This window comes from Pseudomonas sp. GYB4201 (assembly GCF_056312595.1).
In genome coordinates this window covers 211,601-229,707 of the sequence record NZ_JBWGIG010000001.1, presented here as the reverse complement: position 1 = coordinate 229,707, position 18,107 = coordinate 211,601, and the positions used below count along the sequence as shown (strand labels likewise).

The 18,107-nt window shown below is 65.6% G+C and carries 13 protein-coding genes; 11 read left to right on the top strand and 2 right to left on the bottom strand.

Annotated elements, in window-relative coordinates; genetic code table 11:
* Window positions 1-40: 40 nt before the first annotated feature.
* The 8 genes from glnE to AC0Z2B_RS01025 all read left to right on the top strand — a co-directional run bounded on the left by glnE (window position 41) and on the right by AC0Z2B_RS01025 (window position 10,077).
* Entirely contained in the window at window positions 41-2,980 is a 2,940-nt protein-coding gene (glnE, locus tag AC0Z2B_RS01060) for a bifunctional [glutamate--ammonia ligase]-adenylyl-L-tyrosine phosphorylase/[glutamate--ammonia-ligase] adenylyltransferase (protein WP_476294807.1), read from the top strand.
* A gap of 135 nt (window positions 2,981-3,115) precedes the next feature.
* Complete coding sequence (gene waaF / locus AC0Z2B_RS01055; RefSeq protein ID WP_416422097.1) at window positions 3,116-4,165, top strand: lipopolysaccharide heptosyltransferase II; 1,050 nt, start codon at window positions 3,116-3,118, stop codon at window positions 4,163-4,165.
* A 1-nt stretch (window position 4,166) separates the two neighbouring features.
* On the top strand, window positions 4,167-5,228 hold the full coding sequence (gene waaC / locus AC0Z2B_RS01050) for a lipopolysaccharide heptosyltransferase I (protein ID WP_416422098.1): 1,062 nt from the start codon (window positions 4,167-4,169) through the stop codon (window positions 5,226-5,228).
* Complete coding sequence (locus AC0Z2B_RS01045; protein ID WP_476294806.1) at window positions 5,228-6,352, top strand: glycosyltransferase family 4 protein; 1,125 nt, start codon at window positions 5,228-5,230, stop codon at window positions 6,350-6,352. The genes waaC and AC0Z2B_RS01045 overlap by 1 nt, the downstream gene beginning before the upstream one ends.
* On the top strand, window positions 6,349-7,155 hold the full coding sequence (gene rfaP, locus AC0Z2B_RS01040) for a lipopolysaccharide core heptose(I) kinase RfaP (RefSeq protein WP_476294805.1): 807 nt from the start codon (window positions 6,349-6,351) through the stop codon (window positions 7,153-7,155). The genes AC0Z2B_RS01045 and rfaP overlap by 4 nt, the downstream gene beginning before the upstream one ends.
* The gene (locus tag AC0Z2B_RS01035) at window positions 7,155-7,889 is read left to right on the top strand and encodes a lipopolysaccharide kinase InaA family protein (protein WP_476294804.1); all 735 of its coding nucleotides are present in this window, start codon (window positions 7,155-7,157) and stop codon (window positions 7,887-7,889) included. Before rfaP ends, AC0Z2B_RS01035 begins: the two co-directional genes overlap by 1 nt.
* Window positions 7,886-8,638: a lipopolysaccharide kinase InaA family protein gene (locus AC0Z2B_RS01030; RefSeq protein WP_476294803.1), complete on the top strand. Its 753-nt coding sequence runs from the start codon at window positions 7,886-7,888 to the stop codon at window positions 8,636-8,638. The genes AC0Z2B_RS01035 and AC0Z2B_RS01030 overlap by 4 nt, the downstream gene beginning before the upstream one ends.
* Window positions 8,638-10,077: a lipopolysaccharide kinase InaA family protein gene (locus AC0Z2B_RS01025; protein WP_476294802.1), complete on the top strand. Its 1,440-nt coding sequence runs from the start codon at window positions 8,638-8,640 to the stop codon at window positions 10,075-10,077. The genes AC0Z2B_RS01030 and AC0Z2B_RS01025 overlap by 1 nt, the downstream gene beginning before the upstream one ends.
* A gap of 76 nt (window positions 10,078-10,153) precedes the next feature.
* On the opposite strand, the gene AC0Z2B_RS01020 is transcribed toward AC0Z2B_RS01025, so the two are convergent.
* Window positions 10,154-12,265 carry a TonB-dependent receptor family protein gene (locus AC0Z2B_RS01020; RefSeq protein ID WP_476294801.1) on the bottom strand — a complete coding sequence of 704 codons (2,112 nt, stop codon included), beginning with the start codon at window positions 12,263-12,265 and terminating at the stop codon, window positions 10,154-10,156.
* A 961-nt stretch (window positions 12,266-13,226) separates the two neighbouring features.
* On the opposite strand from AC0Z2B_RS01020, the gene AC0Z2B_RS01015 reads away from it, so the two are divergent.
* Genes AC0Z2B_RS01015 through AC0Z2B_RS01005 form a run of 3 tightly spaced genes read left to right on the top strand, consistent with a single transcriptional unit; the run spans window position 13,227 to window position 17,339 of the window.
* A complete protein-coding gene (locus AC0Z2B_RS01015; RefSeq protein WP_476294800.1) occupies window positions 13,227-14,969 on the top strand; it encodes a carbamoyltransferase family protein in 1,743 nt (580 codons plus the stop codon).
* Window positions 14,966-15,871, top strand: a complete 906-nt coding sequence (locus AC0Z2B_RS01010) for a glycosyltransferase family 2 protein (protein ID WP_476294799.1) — start codon at window positions 14,966-14,968, stop codon at window positions 15,869-15,871. The genes AC0Z2B_RS01015 and AC0Z2B_RS01010 overlap by 4 nt, the downstream gene beginning before the upstream one ends.
* On the top strand, window positions 15,765-17,339 hold the full coding sequence (locus AC0Z2B_RS01005; protein WP_476294798.1) for a hypothetical protein: 1,575 nt from the start codon (window positions 15,765-15,767) through the stop codon (window positions 17,337-17,339). The genes AC0Z2B_RS01010 and AC0Z2B_RS01005 overlap by 107 nt, the downstream gene beginning before the upstream one ends.
* Window positions 17,340-17,392: 53 nt before the next feature.
* Here the strand turns inward: AC0Z2B_RS01005 and AC0Z2B_RS01000 are convergent, their stop codons facing one another.
* Window positions 17,393-18,049 (bottom strand): BUD32 family EKC/KEOPS complex subunit, encoded by a 657-nt coding sequence (locus AC0Z2B_RS01000; RefSeq protein WP_476294797.1) that lies wholly within the window; start codon window positions 18,047-18,049, stop codon window positions 17,393-17,395.
* Window positions 18,050-18,107: the final 58 nt, after the last annotated feature.

Below are 18,107 nucleotides of genomic sequence, written 5' to 3'. Positions count from 1 at the left end.
TGCCGTGCAACCCCCTTCGCACGCCGATCAAGGATAGACCATGAGCCTGCCAACAACGGTGCAATTGCCGGCCATTTTGACGCAACTTGTTGCGCGCAATCGCCAGACCTTCGAAGCCGCCGTGGCCACTACCGAGCGTGCCGGTGACCTGGCCAATTGGCCCGCCGCGACCTGGCAGGCGTTCGACCATGTGTGCGCCGCCAGCGACTTCGTCATCCAGCAGGCCAGCGCCACGCCCGCGCTGCTGCTTGACCTGGTGGCCAGCGGCGAACTGGACCGCAGCTTCGCCGCCGGCGAGCTGCGCGCACAGCTTGCCGCCGCCGTGGCCGCCGCGAGCAGTGACGACGAACTGGGCCGCCAACTGCGCCGCCAGCGCGCGCGCCAGCAGGTGCGCATCATCTGGCGCGACCTGACGCGCCAGGCCGACCTGGTGCAAACCTGCCGCGATTTGTCCGACATGGCCGACGCTGCAATAGATGAAGCATATAAATGGTTGTATAGACGTCACTGCGACCAATTCGGCGTGCCCAAGGGGCGGCGCACGGGCGAAGTGCAGCAGATGGTCATCCTGGGCATGGGCAAGCTGGGTGCAGTGGAGCTGAACCTGTCCTCGGACATCGACCTGATTTTCGCCTACCCCGAGGGCGGCGAGACCGAAGGCGTGAAGCGCCCGCTGGACAACCAGGAATTCTTCATTCGCCTGGGCCAGCGGCTCATCAAGGCGCTGGACCCGGTGACCGTCGACGGCTTCGTGTTCCGCGTCGACATGCGCCTGCGCCCCTACGGCTCGGCCGGCGCCCTGGTGCTGAGCTTCAACGCCCTGGAACAGTACTACCAGGACCAGGGCCGCGACTGGGAACGCTACGCCATGATCAAGGCGCGGGTGGTGGCCGGCGACCAGCAGGCCGGCGCGCAGTTGCTGGAGATGCTGCGCCCGTTCGTGTACCGCCGCTACCTGGACTTCTCCGCCATCGAGGCGCTGCGCACCATGAAGCAGCTGATCCAGCAGGAGGTGCGGCGCAAGGGCATGGCCGAGAACATCAAGCTGGGCGCCGGCGGCATCCGCGAGGTGGAGTTCATCGCCCAGGCGTTCCAGCTGATCCACGGCGGCCGCGACCTCAGCCTGCAACAGCGGCCGTTGCTCAAGGTGTTGGCCACCCTGGAAGGCCAGGGTTACCTGCCGCCTGCGGTCATCGCCGAATTGCGCGAGGGCTACGAGTTCCTGCGCTACACCGAGCACGCCATCCAGGCCATCGCCGACCGCCAGACGCAGATGCTGCCCGACGGCGCAACCGACCAGGCGCGCATCGCCTTCATGCTTGGCTTCGCTGACTGGAACAGTTTCCACGAGCGCCTGATGCACTGGCGCGGCCGTATCGACTGGCACTTCCGCCAGGTCATTGCCGACCCCGATGAAGACGAGGGCGACGAAGGCGAGGTGGTCGTGGGCGGCGAATGGCTGCCGCTGTGGGAAGACGTGCAGGACGAAGAGGCGGCCTGCCGGCAGCTGCAGGACGCCGGTTTCAGCGACGCCAGCAAGGCCCTGCGGCAGTTGGCCGGCCTGCGTGCCAGCCCGCAGCTGCGCGCCATGCAGCGCATCGGCCGCGAGCGCCTCGACGCGTTCATCCCGCGCCTGCTGGCCCAGGCCGTGGAACACGACAACCCGGACCTGGTGCTGGAGCGCGTGCTGCCGCTGGTGGAGGCCGTGGCCCGGCGTTCCGCCTACCTGGTGCTGCTCACCGAAAACCCCGGTGCCCTGCGCCGGTTGCTGACCCTGTGTGCCGCCAGCCCGTGGATTGCCGAGCAGATCGCCCGCTACCCGCTGTTGCTGGACGAGCTGCTGAACGAAGGCCGGCTGTTCAACCCGCCGCTGGCGCCGGAACTGGCCGCCGAGCTGCGCGAGCGGCTGACGCGCATCCCCGAGGACGACCTGGAACAGCAGATGGAGGCCCTGCGCCACTTCAAGCTGGCCCACAGCCTGCGCGTGGCGGCCTCGGAAATCGCCGGCAGCCTGCCGCTGATGAAGGTCAGCGACTACCTGACCTGGCTGGCCGAGGCCATTCTTGAACAAGTCTTCATGTTGGCCTGGCGCCAGACCGTGGCGCGCCACGGCCTGCCGCAGCGGGCCGACGGCAGCCCCTGCGACCCGGGCTTTATCATCGTCGGCTATGGCAAGGTCGGTGGCATCGAGCTGGGCCACGGCTCGGACCTGGACCTGGTGTTCATCCACGACGGCGACCCCACCGCCGAGACCGATGGCGCCAAGCCCATCGACGGCGCGCAGTTCTTCACCCGCCTGGGCCAGCGCATCATTCACCTGCTGACCACGCAGACCAACTCCGGGCAGTTGTACGAGGTGGACATGCGCCTGCGGCCCTCTGGCGCCGCGGGTTTGCTGGTCAGTTCCTTGAACGCCTTCGGTCGTTACCAGGAGCACGAAGCCTGGACCTGGGAGCACCAGGCGCTGGTGCGTGCGCGGGTGCTGGTGGGCTGCAAGCACGTGGGTACCGCCTTCGAGCAGGTGCGCGCGCAGGTGTTGGGCCGCGAGCGCGATTTGCCCAAGCTGCGCGCCGAAGTCAGCGAGATGCGCGCCAAGATGCGCGACAACCTGGGCACCAAGGCCACTGCCGCCGGCACCGGGGCCAACGCCTTCGAGCCAGGGGCGCCGTTCGATATCAAGCAGGACGCCGGTGGTATCGTCGATATTGAATTTATGGTGCAATACGCGGCCCTGGCGTGGTCCAGGGATTATCCGGCGTTGCTGAAATACACCGATAATATCCGCATTCTGGAAGGGCTCGAGCAGGCCGGGTTGATACCCGCAACCGACGCGAGCCTGTTGCGTGAAGCCTACAAGGCCTACCGCTCGGCCGCCCACCGCCAGGCCCTGCAGAAGCAGGCCGGGGTGATCGGCGGGGATCAGTTTGTCGCCCAGCGTAGGGAAGTGCTGCGCATTTGGGCCGAAATGGGCTTGAGTTGATGTAGCAGGGCTGGGAGGCCTGGAAGGCCTGAAAGGGGCGCAGGCGGTCAATCTGCGCCTGACCAAAAGACAAGACGGGGAGGCCAGGCTGTACACCAACGGCCTGCTGCCTCCTCGGTCGTTTCTGGAAAAAGCATGAAAATTCTGATCATTGGACCCAGCTGGGTCGGCGACATGGTGATGGCGCAGACACTGTTCCAGTGCCTCAAGGTGCGCCACCCCGACTGTGTGATCGATGTGCTGGCGCCCGAGTGGAGCCGGCCGATCCTGGAACGCATGCCCGAAGTGCGCCAGGCCTTGAGCTTCCCGCTCGGCCACGGCGCGCTGGAACTGGCCACGCGGCGCACCATCGGCAAGTCGCTGAAGGGGCAATACGACCAGGCGATTTTGCTGCCCAACTCGCTGAAGTCGGCGCTGGTGCCGTTCTTTGCCGGCATTCCGAAGCGCACCGGCTGGCGTGGCGAGCTGCGCTATGGCCTGCTCAATGACGTGCGGCGCCTGGACAAGGCCCGGTACCCGTTGATGATCGAACGCTTCATGGCCCTGGCCTTCGAGCCGGGCGCCGAGCTGCCCAAGCCGTACCCGCGCCCCACCTTGCGCATCGACCCGGCCAGCCGCGACGCGGCCCTGGCCAAGTTCGGCCTGGTGCTGGACCGGCCGTTGCTGGTGCTGTGCCCGGGTGCGGAGTTCGGCGAGGCCAAGCGCTGGCCGTCGGAGCACTACGCCAAGGTCGCCGAGATGAAAATCCGCGAAGGCTGGCAGGTGTGGCTGTTCGGCTCGAAGAAGGACCACCCGGTGGGCGAGGCCATTCGCGGCCGGCTGATCCCGGGCCTGCGCGAAGAGTCGGTGAACCTCAGCGGCGAGACCTCGCTGGCCGAGGCCATCGACTTGATGAGCTGCGCCGACGCCGTGGTGTCCAACGACTCGGGCCTGATGCACGTGGCCGCGGCGCTGAACCGCCCGCTGGTGGCGGTGTACGGCTCGACCTCGCCGGGCTTCACGCCTCCCCTCGCCGACCAGGTGGAAGTGGTGCGCCTGGGCCTGGATTGCAGCCCGTGCTTTGACCGCACCTGCCGCTTCGGCCACTACAACTGCCTGCGCCTGCTGGAGCCGCAACGGGTGTCCGATGCCCTGCAGAAGCTGGAAGGGCCGGCCACGGTCGAACTGACGGTCGGGGTCGATTAAGTTGCGGGTACTGTTGATCAAGACCTCGTCCCTGGGCGATGTCATCCATGCGCTGCCGGCGCTGACCGATGCTGCCCGGGCCATCCCGGGCATCCGTTTCGACTGGGTGGTGGAAGAAGGCTTCGCCGAGATCCCTACCTGGCACCCGGCTGTGGATAAAGTCATTCCGGTGGCCATCCGCCGCTGGCGCAAGAACGTTTGGGAAACCATCAAGAGCGGCCAATGGCGGCGCTTCAAGCAGGCGTTGGGCGAGCGCAAGTACGACCTGGTGATCGATGCCCAGGGCCTGTTGAAAAGCGCCTTACTGACCCGCTACGTGAAAGCGCCGATTGCCGGCCTGGACCGTGAGTCGGCGCGCGAATCCCTGGCCAGCCGCTTCTACGACCGGCGCCTGGCCGTGGGTCGCGGCCAGCACGCGGTGGAGCGCCTGCGCCGGCTGTTCGCCCTGGCGCTGGGCTACGACCTGGCCCCCGGCCCGGGTGAATACGGCCTGGCGGCCGAGCGCCTGGGCAACGGCAAGTCGCGCGTGCCCTACGTAGTGTTTCTGCATGGCACCACCTGGGACACCAAGCACTGGCCCGAGATCTACTGGCGCGAAATGGCCGAGCGCCTGGGCCATGCCGGCATCGAAGTGCGCCTGCCCTGGGGTAACCCGGTGGAGCACGAGCGCGCCGAGCGCATTGCCGCAGGCTTGAAAAACGCCGTGGTGCTGCCCAAATTGAACCTGGCAGGCGTGGCGAAAGTGCTGGTGGCGGCGCGCGCCTGCGTGGCGGTGGACACCGGCCTGGGCCACCTGGCCGCAGCGCTGGACGTGCCGACCATTTCCCTGTTCGGCCCCACCAACCCGGGGCTGACCGGGGCCTATGGCCGCGACCAGGAGCACCTGGCCAGCGACTTCGCCTGTGCCCCGTGCCTGTCCAAGACCTGTACCTATCAGCCGACGCCGGAAGACCAGCGTCGGTTCGATCTTAAACGCGAGTGGCCCTTGTGCTTCACTCGCCTGAATCCCGAGCGTGTGGCGAGCCGACTAAGCGCATTGTTACTGGCTGAGGATCTTCGTTGATGCAACTGGCGTTTGTTCTATACAAGTATTTCCCGTTTGGCGGGCTGCAGCGCGACTTCATGCGCATTGCCCTGGAGTGCCAGAAGCGCGGGCACCAGATTCGCGTGTACACGCTGATCTGGGAGGGCGAGGTGCCGCCCGGTTTCGAGGTGCTGGTGGGCCCGGTGAAGGCGTTCTCCAACCACCGCCGCAACATCAAGTTCAGCGCCTGGATGGACAAGGACCTGGCCAAGCGCCCGGTCGACCGCGTGATCGGCTTCAACAAGCTGCCGGGCCTGGACGTGTACTACGCCGCCGACGGCTGCTACGAGGACAAGGCCCAGACCCTGCGCAACCCCATGTACCGTTTCTGGGGCCGCTACCAGCATTTCGCCGAGTTCGAGCGCGCGGTGTTCGCACCCCAGGCCAAGACCGAAATCCTGATGATTTCCGAGGTGCAGCAGCCGCTGTTCATCAAGCATTACCACACCCCGCTGCAGCGCTTTCACCTGCTGCCGCCGGGCATTTCCCTGGACCGCCGGGCGCCGGCCAACGCCGCGCAGATCCGCGCCGAGTTCCGCGCCGAGTTCAAGCTGGGCGCCGACGACCTGCTGATGGTGCAGATCGGCTCCGGCTTCAAGACCAAGGGCGTGGACCGAAGCCTCAAGGCCCTGGCGGCGCTGCCGCCGGAGCTGAAGAAGCGCACGCGGCTGTTCGTCATCGGCCAGGACGAGCCCAAGTTCTTCCAGCTGCAGGCTGCTGCCCTGGGCCTCAGCGACCAGGTGGAGATCATGAAGGGGCGCAGCGATATCCCGCGCTTCCTGCTGGGCGCCGACCTGCTGATTCACCCGGCCTACAACGAAAACACTGGCACCGTGCTGCTGGAAGCCGCCGTGGCCGGCTTGCCGGTGCTGGTGTCGGCGGTGTGCGGCTACGCCCACTACATCGCCGAGGCCGACTGCGGCCTGGTGCTGGACGAGCCGTTCGAGCAGGCGCAGTTGAACCAGTACCTGGTGCGCATGCTCAGCGATGGCCAGGCGCGCGCCGACTGGGGCCGCAACGGCCTGGCGTTCGCCGACAGCGCTGACCTGTACAGCATGCCGCAGCACGCCGCCGACGTGATCCTGGCCGGAGCCGCCTCATGAAGCTGATCCTTGCCGAGCCGTTCAAGACGCTGTGGGCCGGGCGCGACCCGTTCGAGGCCGTGGAGGCCTTGCAGGGCGAGGTGTACCGCGAGCTGGAAGCGCGCCGCACGCTGCGCACCGAAGTGGATGGCCGCGGCTATTTCGTCAAGATCCACCGCGGCATCGGCTGGGGCGAGATCATCAAGAACCTGGTCACCGCCAAGCTGCCGGTGCTGGGCGCCGGCCAGGAGTGGCAGGCCATCGAACGCCTGCAGCAAGCGGGCGTGGCGACCATGTCCGGCGTGGCCTACGGCGAGCGCAACAGCAACCCGGCCGACCAGCATTCGTTCATCATCACCGAAGAACTGGCACCTACCGTCAGCCTCGAAGATTTCAGCATCAACTGGCGCACCGAGCCGCCGCAGCCGCGCCTCAAGCGCGCGCTGATCGCCGAGGTGGCGCGCATGGTCGGCATGATGCACCGCGCCGGCGTCAACCACCGCGACTGCTACATCTGCCACTTCCTGCTGCACACCGACAAGCCGGTGACACCGGACGATTTCAAGCTGTCGGTGATCGACCTGCACCGCGCCCAGACCCGCCCGGCCATCACCCGCCGCTGGCGCAACAAGGACCTGGCCGCGCTGTATTTCTCGGCGCTGGACATCGGCCTGACGCGCCGCGACAAGCTGCGCTTCCTGCGCGGTTACTTCCAGCAGCCGCTGCGCCAGGTCCTTAAGGACGAAGCGCGCCTGCTGGCCTGGCTGGAAGGCAAGGCCGAGAAGCTTTACGCGCGCAAGCTGCGCTACGGGGATGCGCTCTGATGGCGGGTTGGAACCTTGCGCCTGAATATGCGCACCTGCACGCCGAGTTCGGCACCCTGGACGCGGTGTTCGCGCTCAAGGGCGAGCACCTGACCCGCGACCCGCTGTCGGAAGTCAGCCGCGTCAACGTCGCTGGCGTGAACTACTACGTCAAGCGCTACACCGGCGCCGGCAAGGGCCTGCGGCGGTACCTGGGGCGGCCACGGGTGAAATCCGAATGGCAGAACCTCAAGCGCTTCGCCAAGTGGGGCATTCCCACCGCCCAGATCGTCGGCTGGGGCCTGGAGCGCAAGGGCGCGGCCTTCCACCGTGGCGCACTCATCACCCGCGAGTTGCCCAACACCGTGGACATGTCGGCGTTGGCCGACCAGCACGACCCGCGCCTGCAAGACCGCGCCTGGGTCGATGTCATCAGCCGCCAGCTGGCGCGCGCCACACGGGCGATGCACGACGAGCACTTCACCCACAACGACCTGAAGTGGCGCAACCTGCTGGTGGACGACAAGAACACGCTGTTCTTCATCGACTGCCCCAACGGCGCGTTCTGGATCAGCTTCTGGCTGCGCTACCGCATCACCAAGGATCTGGCCTGCCTGGACAAGGTGGCCAAGTACCAGCTGTCCAACACCCAGCGCCTGCGTTTCTACCTGCAGTACCGCAACCGCAAGCACTTGAACGCTTCGGACAAGCGCCGTATCCGTCACATCATCACGTTTTTCGAGGGCCGCGAATGAGCGACTTCATCGCCGACGCCGAGCAGGGTTTGCTGCAGCGTCATGGCCTGGACAGTTTCGATGCGCTGTGGACCCTGCAGCTGGACCCGGTGGACGAACCCAACACCGCCCGCGGTGGCTACAGCCAGGTGTTCCGCCTGGAGCTGGAAGGCAAGGGCTATTACCTCAAGCGCCAGCGTGGCTACCTGACCCGTACCTTGCACCACCCGCTGGGCGAGCCGACGTTCTCCCGCGAGTTTCGCAACATCCGGCGCTACCAGCAGCTGGCGATCCCCGCGTTGCAGGCGGCCTACTACGGGCAGCGCAAGCTGGACGGCGACCTGTGCGCCATCCTCATGACCCGCGCGCTGGACGGCTGGACCGACCTGGACGCGTTGCTGCTGGAGTGGAGTGCCTCCACCGCGTCGCGGCGCCAGGCCATCCTGGCCGCCTGCGGCACACTGGCGCGCACGCTGCACGGTGCTGGCCAGGTGCATGGCTGTTTCTACCCCAAGCACATCTTCCTGCGCCAGGGTGCCCATGGCTACCAGGCGCAGCTGATCGACCTGGAGAAAACCCGCCCGGCGCTGTTTGGCCGGCGTGACCGCGTGCGCGACCTGGAGCCGCTGCTGCGCCGCGCGCCCATGTGGGGCGAGGCGGACATTCGCGTATTCCTGGCCGCCTACCTGAACCAGGACGCCGCCAGCCCGCTGGTACAGGACTGGCTGCAACGCCTGACCCGCCGCCGCAGCCACAAGGAGGGCCGCTGATGCGCCTGGCCGAACTGACCAGGGCCGGCCGCGCGCCGGCCGTGCCCCTGAGCCTGACCCTGGCCGACGCCGCCGGCAGCGCCGAGCTGCAACTGCTGAGCCTGCTGCGCGTGCTGCCCGGCCAGCGTTACGTTGGTGCGGGCGTGTGGCGTGGCCGCACGGTGCTGGCCAAGCTGCTGGTGGGGCCCAAGGCGGCGCGGCACTTTCAGCGTGAGCGCGATGGCGTCAAGCACCTGGCCGCCCAAGGCCTGACCACCCCGCAACTGCTGGCCGAAGGGCTGCAGGACGGCGAGGGCGGTTGGCTGCTGTTCGAATACCTGGAAGGCGCACAAAGCCTGGCCCAGGCCTGGGCAGCGGTGGAAAACCTGCCGGTGCTGGCCGATGCGCAGACCGAGGTGCTGGGCGAGGCGCTGGCCGCCGTCGCCGCCATGCACGCCAAGGGCCTGTGGCAGGAAGACCTGCACCTGGACAACCTGCTGCGCCACAACGGCCAGCTGTACCTGATCGATGGCGCCGGCATCTGCGTGGAAGAGCCCGGCAAGCCGCTGTCGCGCCAGCGCGTGCTGCAGAATCTGGGCGTGTTCTTCGCCCAGCTGCCCAAGCCGTTCGAGCCCTTCATCGAAGAACTGCTGGTGTATTACCTGCTGGCCAACGGCGAGCACGCGCTGCCGCTGGAGGCCTTGCTCAAGCAGGTGGACAAGGTGCGCGCCTGGCGCCTGAAGGACTTCCTGGCCAAGGTGGGCCGCGAGTGCAGCCTGTTCGCGGTCAAGCGTGGGGCGTTCATGCTGCGCGCCATCCGCCGCGAGGAGGAGCCGGCCATGCTACCGGTGCTGGCCCAGGCCGACGCCCTGCTGGACCAGGGCCACCTGTACAAGACCGGTGGCGCCGCCAGTGTCGGCCAGGTGCAGGTGGCCGGCCGGCCGCTGGTGATCAAGCGCTACAACATCAAGCACTTCGCCCACTGGCTCAAGCGTTTCTGGCGCCCGAGCCGCGCCTGGCATTCGTGGGTGCAGGGCAACCGCCTGGCGTTCCTGGGCATCGCCACGCCCAAGCCGCTGGCGGTGCTGGAGAAGCGCTTCCTGTGGCTGCGCCGCAGCGCCTACCTGGTCACCGAGCACCTGGCCGGCCCCGACTTGATCGAGCGTTTCGTGCCCTATGTGGATAACGCCGCCGTGCCGGAAGCCGAGCTGACCGCCCTGGACCAGCTGTTCGCCGACCTGACCCGCGAGCGCATCAGCCACGGCGACCTCAAGGGCCACAACCTGTTCTGGGACAGCGGCCGCTGGGCGCTGATCGACCTCGATGCCATGTGCCAGCACAGCAGCCAGGCCAGCTTCGCGCCAGCCTACGCCCGCGACCGCGCGCGCTTCCTGCGCAACTGGCCGGCGGACAGCGCCCTGGCCCAGTTGCTGGACCAGCGCCTGCCGCGTTTGCCCTGACGCCGCCTGCGGCAGCTGCTACGCCAATCCCGTAGCAGCGGCGGGGCGGCCATCCGCCGCAGGCCGCGTCATTGGCTTAAAACCCGTATTCCAACCCCACCCCCGCATACCACGACCGCCCCGGCGCCGCCTCGTAGTAGCGCTTGTTGCTGTCGCCCACGATCACCGAACCCACATACTGCCGGTCCAGCAGGTTGTCCAGGCGCACGATCTGGTGGAAGGTCCAGTGGTCGACTTTCTGTTCGAAGCGCGTGCGCAGGTTGAACACCGCGTAGGAGGGCGCAGCCTTGTCCTGGTTGGTGTCCTCGACGTAGACCTTGCTGCGGTACATGCCTTCCAGCGCGGTGCTGACCCAGTCCTGCGGCTGCCATTTCAACTCGCCGAACAGGGTGTCCTTGGGCACGCCGGGCAGGTAGTTGCCCTTGTCCACCTGCTTGGCAGTGGTGCCGCTGCCGCTGGTGAAATCGCTGTCGTAGGTGGCGTTGAGGTGGGTGTAGGCCAGCTGGGTGCTCCAGGTGGGCGTCAGTTGGCTGTCCAGCGACAGCTCCAGGCCGCGGCGCAGGGTGCGGCCGGCGTTCTGGTAGCTGGTGCGGCCGTCGGTGGATTCGGCCACCACCAGCTCGTCGTCGGTAGTGATCTGGAACAACGCCGCGTTGATGCGGGTGCTGTCGCCGACCTTGGCTTTCAAGCCGATTTCGTACTGGCGGCTTTCCGAGGGCTTGAGGTTGAAGTTGAAGCCCTCGATGTTGCCCGGCGCGTAGGCCATTTCCGCCTGGGTCGGGGTTTCGAAGCCTTTGCCGGCGCTGACGTAGCCATGCAGGTTCTCGGTGAAGGCGTACATCACGCTCAGCGACGGGGTGTTCTGCTGGTAGTCCTTGCTGCCGCTGGCGTCGCCGTTGCTGAGGAACTTGTCGTCCACGTCCATGCGCATGGTGCTGTGGCGCACGCCGGCCTGCAGGGTCCAGTCGCCCAGGGCCCAGTTGGCCTGCACGAAGGGGTCGAGGCTGGTGGCGGTGTCGATCTCGTCGCGGGCCATGGCACCTTTCACGCCCAGGGTGCTGCCCACGTAGTTCTGGTAGCCCTGGCGGTCGTCCTGGCTGCGGTCGTAGTCCAGGCCGGCGATGATCTTCAGGTCGCCGGGGGCGGCCAGAATCGGCTGAATCCAGTGCAGGCTGCCGCCGTAGAAGGTGCGGTCGAAGTTGACCACGCCACCACCACGGGTGTCCGCCGGCGTGCCCTTGGGAATCGACAGGTACTGGATCACGCTGCGCGTGCCGTAGTAGCTGGTGACCTGCAGCGTCGCGTCGCCAATGTAGCGCTCGTAGTTCAGGCCCAGTTGCTGGTGGTCGATGCTCTTGCGCGTGTTGTAGTTCAATGCAGCAGCGGCCACCGAGCGCGGGTCGGCCTTGTAGGCGTCCCAGGTCTGGCCCAGTGGGTCCTGGGTGCCGTTCTGCTCCAGGCTGCTGTAGATCAGCGCCAGCTTGCTGTCTTCGTCGGGCTTGAGGTTGAGCTTGGCGAAGGTGGTGTCCCGGCGTGCGGCGCTGTGGTCGCGGTAGCCGTCGGTGTCCATGCGCGAGGCGTCCAGCACGAAGCCGGTGTCGGCGTCGATGCCGCCCTCGGCGTACACGTGGTTCTTGCTCATGCCATCGCTGCCCATCACCGTCTCGGCGCCCACCTTCGGCGCGCCGCTGCCGTCGCGGGAGAACATCTGGATAACCCCACCGGCGTTGCTGCCGTACATGGTGGCCGCCGGCCCGCGCAGCACCTCGATGCGTTCGGCGGTGTCGAGGTTGAACGTCGCCGCCTGGCCCTGGCCGTCCGGCGTGCTGGCCGGAATGCCGTCGGCAATCAGCTTCAACCCGCGCACCCCGAACGCCGAGCGCGCGCCAAAGCCGCGCGAGGAAATCTGCAGATCCTGGGCGTAGTTCTGGCGGTTCTGCACCACCAGCCCGGGAATGCGTTGTAGCACCTCCGAGGCATTGATGCCCAGCTGCCCGTCATGAATCTGCTCTGCGCCGACGCTGTCCACCGAGTAGGGCAGGTCGAAGCTGCTGTTCTCGCTGCGCGCGCCGCTGACCACCACCGAGTCGAGCACGATCTCGGGCGCATCCGCCTGGGCCAGGGGGCTGGCCAGCAACAGGCCGGTGAGCAGGGAGCGACGGCGCAGGAAGGGTGGGGCAGAAGTCATCGTGGGGAAAGGTCCGCAAGTGAAGATATGTACTGAATCGGACAAGTTTACCAACTCTGGAGCCCCACCGGTCCCGTAGCAGCTGCCGCCAGGCTGCGTCTGCCGCGCGCGGCGTGTCTGGATAACCGCAGCGCCTGGGACGCGGCCTGGCGGCCGCTGCTACGGGGTTTGGGCTTGGTCCTACGATTGTGTGGGAAATGGCTGGCTTTCAACTGTCGGCATTCGCCATAGGCTCCGGGTTCCCAACCTGAACCTGGAGGATCGCTTCATGCTAGTTCGCGGTGCATTGCTCTTGAGCCTGGCCCTGTTGGCGGGCTGTGCAGATTTTGATGTCGTCGAACCCGGCGAGCGTTGGCCGGAGCCTGTCCAGCCGTATCAATGCCATGGGGATGGGGGGCGGTTTGGGTGTGCGCATAAGTTGCCGGGGCATGCGGAGGATTATCGGCTTCGCCGCTCGTCGTAAGGCTTAGTGGAATTGGTGGGTAGGAATAATCGCTCAGGTCTTTCGGAATTGACCTTCCTGCTCAACGGATTCCGCCGGCTGCATCCCCTCGGTTTTCATGCGCCAACCACCAGCACCCCCTTTCCCGGCAAGCGGTGGCGCGATGTGTAGATTCGTTCGCTTGCCCCTGGGCGGTTTCCTTCTCACCGGCTGCGCCCCAATGGAATGGGCTGCCGACCAGGGTTTCGGCTGTCACCCGAGCTACCTTCGTACCTGCTTCACGTGTGGCATGTACGCGTTCAAGCTCGGCTGCACCTACCGCCGGAGCGAGTACAAGGTACAGCTGATGAAGTGGCGCAAGCCGCCGTCGCGCTTCTTGAGCAGGAAGGCTCAGTCCGCGACACCAAGGCCATGCCCCCATATGCAGCCGCCACCGTGAATGCGCTATAATCCCGCCCTTTCGCCGCCGACAGCCCCACGGCCCTCGGCGCATATATTCCGTTGAAAGAGGCTAGACCCTTGGCATTGACGATTCTTGGCCTGTCCGGCGCCCTTAGCCATGATCCTTCCGCAGCCCTGTACATCGACGGCAAGCTGATCGCGGCTGCCGAAGAAGAGCGCTTCGTTCGTGACAAACATGCAAAGAACCGCATGCCCTATGAGTCGGCGAAGTTCTGCCTGGAGCAGGCCGGCATCAAGCCTTCCGACGTTGACGTGGTGGCGATTCCGTTCGCGCCCATCAGCCTGTTCGGCAAGGCCCGCTGGCACTACGCCAAGCGCTACTGGTACGCACCGGACCGTGCCCTCGATGCGCTGCTGATGGGCAACCGCCGCTACAAGCGCTACCGCAACAAGATCGTGTGGTGCCTGGAGCAGCTGGGCTTCGACCCGAAGAAAATCAAGATCGAGCCGGTGGAGCACCACCTGGCCCACGCCTCCAGCGCCTACCACTGCTCGGGTTTCAAGGAAAAAACCGCGATCCTGGGTATCGATGGCAAGGGTGAGTACGCCACCACGTTCTTCGGCTACGGCGAGAACGGCAAGATCCACAAGATCAAGGAATTCTTCGACCCGGATTCGCTGGGTGGCCTGTATGGCGCCATCACCGAGTTCCTGGGCTTCGAGATGCTCGACGGCGAGTTCAAGGTCATGGGCATGGCGCCGTACGGCGACGCCAGCAAGTATGACTTCTCGCGCCTGGCCAGCTTCGAGAATGGCGAACTGGTGATCAACACCGACTACGCCAACGTCGTCGGCATCCGCCGCTACAAGGAGAAGGGCAAGGGCTTCTACTTCTCGCCCAAACTGATCGAGTGGCTGGGGCCCAAGCGCGAAGGCGACATCGCCGACGAGCCGTATATCCACTACGCGGCCAGCATGCAGGCGCTGTTCGAGAAGCTGGCGCTGCAGATGATCGACTACTACCTGGGCGACGTGCTCAAGGAAACCGGCAAGCTGGCGTTCGCCGGCGGCTGCGCCCTGAACGTCAAGCTGAACCAGAAGATCATCGCCCGCAACGACGTGAAGGAGCTGTTCGTGCAGCCCGCTTCCGGCGACGCCGGCACCGCCGTGGGCGCTGCTGCCTACGTGTCCCACGCCCGTGGCGTGCCGGTCGAGAAGATGGAGCACGTCTACCTCGGCCCGTCGTACAGCAACGAAGACGTGATCGCCGCCTGTGCCCGTCACCCGAACAAGCCGGCGTTCCGCAAGCTTGAGAACATGCCGCAAGAGATCGCCAGGATCATGGTCGAAGGCAACCCTGTAGCCTGGTTCCAGGGCCGCATGGAGTTTGGCCCGCGCGCCCTGGGTGGCCGCTCGATCATTGGCTGCCCAAGCGTGCCCGGCGTAGCTGACCGCATCAACCACCAGATCAAGTTCCGCGAGCGCTGGAGGCCTTTCTGCCCGTCGATGCTCGACACCGTGGCCCCGCAAATGATCAAGATCGATCACCCGGCGCCGTTCATGACCTTCACCTTCGAAGTGGCTGAAGAGTGGAAGACCCGCGTGCCGGAAGTGGTGCACGAGGACGGGACCTCGCGTGCCCAGGTGCTCAAGCGCGAGTACAACCCGCGCTACTACGACATGATGAAGGCGCTTGAGGACTTGACCGGCAACGGAGTGTCGTTGAACACTTCCCTCAACCGCCGGGGTGAGCCGATGATCTGCTCGCCAACCGATGCGTTAAATATGTTCTTCGGCTCCGATTTGCAGTATTTAATAATGGAAGATATTTTGGTGGTAAAGGATGCCGGGACCGAATGACATCAAATGACAAGCTGATCAGCGTCGTTGTACCTACGTATAATTACGCGCACTATCTGCCGCGCGTTCTGGATTCGATTTTGGGTCAGTGGGCAGATGATTTAGAGCTAGTCATCGTTGATGATGGATCCACAGATGATACCGACGCCGTATTGGCTCGGTATCTTGAGCGCTCGCCGTCGATCCGCGTGATCAAGCAGAGCAACGGCGGCGCCGCCTCGGCGCGCAACCTTGGCGTGAGCAACGCCCGGGGGCAGTATGTGCTGCCCCTGGACGCCGACGACGAGTTGGTGCCGTCGGCGTTGCAGGTATTCCGCTCCATGCTTGCGGCGCAGCCTGGGGCTGACCTGGTGCTGGCCGGGCACCTCTCAGTGATGCCCGATGGCCGCGAACGCCTCAGGGTGCCCGCGCCAGTGCGTGGCACCACCCCTCCGGATATTGCACGTGCCTACCTGCTGCACAAGTGCATTTCAATTTCCCATAGTTGCACGTTGGTGCGGCGCGAATTGCTCGCCCAGCGTCCCTACCCCCAACGTCTGCGCACCGGCGAAGACGTCCCGGTCTTTGCGTTTATCCTGGTCAACGGCCAGACGATCGTGACCGATCGGGTGGTCGCCAAGATCTACAAGCACGCCGACAGCTTGCGCAACGACCGATCCAACGAAGAGGTGTATGCGTTGGAGATGGCCGAGGAAGTGTTCTCCTCGCTGCCGCAGAGTTGCCAGTTTCTTCGTCCGCGCTATGTAGCGCAGCGTTACCTTTCCTTGTTCCGCGCCGCCTACCAGGCGCGTGACTATGCCACTGCACGTATTTTCTACCGTAAGGCCCTCAAGCTCAGCCTGCGCCAGGCGACGCGTTGGCCCTATCTCAGTAAAGCATTGCGACTATTGTTCAAGGCCTGAATTCATGCGCTCGACAGTATTGCCCGCCCTGTTGGGGCGCTTGGCTGATGTTTCTGCGGTTCGCCTGGCCTTCGTGGGCAGTGTGCTGTTGTCTTGTATCGCCCTGCTGGGCGTCGATGTGCTGGCACGCGATGCCGCCTTCTACATGGATATTTCCCAGCAGGTTGCGCTGCATGGGCCGAGCAGGGGCTGGGCGGCCTTCGACTGGCCCTGGTACACGTTCCTGCTCGCCGGTACCCATCTGGTGCTCCGGCTTCCCATGGAGGCGGCCGCCTACCTGTGGAGCGTAGTGTTCCTGGCCGGTACCTGTGCGCTCCTGGTCGACTGCGTGCGCCAGCGCGCGCCAAGGGCAGCGCACTGGGCCTGCCTGGTGGTGTTGGGCATGCCTGCGGTCAACCAGTTTCGCGATGACATCATTCGTGAGTTCGGCTTCTGGTTTTTCTGTACGCTTGCCCTGTGGCTGGCGATGCGCTGGAGCGATCGGGGCGGCTGGTGGCGGGCGGTTGCCGTGAACGCGGCGATTTTGCTGGGGGCGTTGTTTCGTCTCGAGGCGGTCGTGCTGTACCCGGCGCTGTTGCTGTGGCAGCTGCCTGGCCTGCGTAACGCGGCGGGCCGTCGCGCGTGCCTGCAATTGTTCTGGCTGCCGGCCCTGGCGCTGGCCGGCCTGCTGGCGGCATTGCTGGTGGGGCATGTGCAGATCCGACGGCTGGGTGCCTACCTCGAGATGCTGCGCCCCAGCACCCTGTTTGCAGCATTCAACCAGCTGTCCCGACAGTTTGCCGACTCGTTGATCTACAAGTACTCGGCGGACGAGGCGGGACGTATCATTTTCTTCGGCCTGGTGGCCTCGCTGGTGATCAAGTTCGTCAGCCTGATGGGGCCGTTTTCCCTGCCATTGCTGCAGAGTCGCCAATGGCGTGCTTTCGCTGTGTACTGGCGCGATTTCAGGCTGGCGGCGTGGATCGCGGTGTTGTACCTCGCGGTGCTGATGATTTTCTACGTGCGCATGCAGTTCCTCAACGGCCGCTACCTGAGCGAGCTCAACCTGCTCGCCGTGCCGTTGTACGCGGTGCTGCTGAGTGCGTTCGCGCAGGCCTGTCCACGGTTGGCGAAGTGGCTGGTGGGCATCGGGCTCTTGGTGATGCTGTCCAATGTGGTGTCATTGGGCGCGGCCAAGACCCAGTACATCCAGACCGCACACTGGGTGGCCGAGCACACCGCACCGGACGCCACCATCTACTACGAGGATGGGCGCGTGTCATATTACGCCCAGCGCGGCTATACGCTGCCCTTGGTGACCCGTGAGCAGGCCATGGCGGCCCCGGCCAGCCAGCACTATCAGTATTTTGTACTCGACGCCGACGCCAACGAGCCGTGGTTGCAGGCGTGGCTGGCCGACAACCACATGCAGGTGTTGGCGCGGTTTGCCAATCGCAAGCACTCCGCCATGGTGGTCATCGGGCACTAGGCTGGCCATGAAATGCGCCCGGCCCCGCGGGTTGCGTTTCATCCCTGCCCTGGTCAGGCCAGGGCGGCGCTCAAGCGCGGCATCAGCCCGGACGTGGCGAGCTTTGTCGGCAATGCCTGGCGGTAGCCCTCCAGGAAGGCCTGTGCGTTGTCTTCGCCGCGCAGCCACTGCAGGTCTGCCTGGTAGCGCAACATGTGCTGGAAATTCCGCAGCCGCTTGCTCGCAGACAGCGCCCGGCGGTAGCAGCGCAGGTCGGCGATGTCGATCAGCCCGAGGGTGCCGTGCGGGGTGAGCACCACATTGCCCAGGTGCAGGGAGCGGAAGTACACGCCCTGATCATGCAGGCGAGCGACGAAGGCACCGAACTGGGTGCGCAACCCCTGTGCCGCGTCCGGGTCAGCCATCAGCTGGCGTAGGGTGTCACCCGCCAGTGGCTCGTAGTACACGCCATCGCGCTCGATGCTGGGGATGCGATAGACATTCAGCACGGTGGGGCATGCAATACCCCGCTCGAGCAGGCGTTGGGTATTGCTGGCGAAACGTTGGGCGTAGGGGAACAGCGCCGCCGAGGTGAATAGCCGCTTGCGCCGGAACAATTTCAGGAAGCGGCCGTCGGCCAACAGCAGAACCTTGTCGCCCGAGCCGTCTGCCTCAAGTACTTTGGCGCCCTCGCGAAGCGCCAGGTAGGAAGAATGGTTGAGCGATTGCATGGGGCGTCCTCGAAAAACAGTCGAGCATCTTACCCGACTTGGCCTGTTTTCACCTGTC